Source organism: Rhizobium ecuadorense, assembly GCF_001187535.1.
Lineage (GTDB): Bacteria > Pseudomonadota > Alphaproteobacteria > Rhizobiales > Rhizobiaceae > Rhizobium > Rhizobium ecuadorense.
This window is the reverse complement of record NZ_LFIO01001092.1, coordinates 1-273: the sequence shown is the minus strand read 5'-3', so window position 1 is coordinate 273 and position 273 is coordinate 1. Positions and strand designations below refer to the sequence as shown.

Below are 273 nucleotides of genomic sequence, written 5' to 3'. Positions count from 1 at the left end.
AGCCTGACTGGTTTCTGGCCCTGTCGCCGACCGGCAAGGTGCCGGTGCTGAAGGTGCGCCAACCGAACGGTGGGGAGGCGATCCTCTTCGAAAGCGTGGTCATCTGCGAATATCTGAACGAGACGCAGGGTGGCGCGGCGATGTATCCCGACGATGCATTGCTGCATGCACGGCATCGCGCCTGGATCGAATTCGCCACCCAGACCTTTGCCGAGGGCTGGCACTTCCTTCACGCAAAGGACATGGCGACCGCCGGCGCCAGGCGAGCCGGTT

General features: G+C 63.7%; 1 protein-coding gene. It reads left to right on the top strand.

Going from position 1 to position 273, the window contains the following annotated elements:
* A partial coding sequence (locus AF337_RS22115; protein WP_160320337.1) for a glutathione S-transferase family protein occupies positions 1 to 273 on the top strand: 273 nt, incomplete at both ends.